Source organism: Dyella japonica DSM 16301, assembly GCF_001010355.1.
GTDB lineage: Bacteria > Pseudomonadota > Gammaproteobacteria > Xanthomonadales > Rhodanobacteraceae > Dyella > Dyella japonica.
In genome coordinates, this window is the sequence record NZ_JPLA01000209.1 from 1 (window position 1) to 486 (window position 486).

The 486-nt window shown below is 40.9% G+C and carries 2 protein-coding genes; both read left to right on the forward strand.

Going from position 1 to position 486, the window contains the following annotated elements; translation table 11 throughout:
• On the forward strand, positions 1–224 hold a 224-nt coding region (locus Y882_RS20695), incomplete at its 5' end, for a hypothetical protein (protein ID WP_342018610.1).
• Positions 225–254: 30 nt separating this feature from the next.
• A complete protein-coding gene (locus tag Y882_RS19850) occupies positions 255–446 on the forward strand; it encodes a hypothetical protein (protein ID WP_211259263.1) in 192 nt (63 codons plus the stop codon).
• Positions 447–486: the final 40 nt, after the last annotated feature.

Sequence of the window (486 nt, forward strand, 5' to 3'; positions counted from 1 at the left end):
GTTACCATGACGACTTAGTGATGGGTCTTGTTATTTTCGGATGGTTGACAACGCAACAGAAATTTGCAGACTATGCGGATAAAGATGATATGCGTCTTGCATCAGAAGTATTCTCAAGAGAATTACAGGATATGAATGACGACTACGCCCCGGTTATATTTGTTGACTGTGCAAGTAATTCAGCCGAATATAATCCATCAGCACATGGCCTGTCAATGGTATAAATAAAATAAAGCAAATTAAGAGGAATTAAAATGTCACTTCTCTCTCCGAGCGTTGAGCTCAAAGAAACTACCGTACAGAGTACTGTAGTTAATAACTCCACTGGTACTGCTGCTCTGGCTGGAAAATTCCAATGGGGCCCTGCATTCCAGATTAAACAAATCACTGATGAAGTTGCATTGGTTGATATGTTTGGTACTCCTAATACGGATACAGCAGATTAACTCACGGCGGCAACGAACTCCCTTCAATAAGGTAAAGACC

Bases quoted from the DNA above. Each gene is read 5' to 3' on its own strand.
- Y882_RS19850 (WP_211259263.1), top strand. From the start codon at position 255: ATGTCACTTCTCTCTCCGAGCGTTGAGCTCAAAGAAACTACCGTACAG.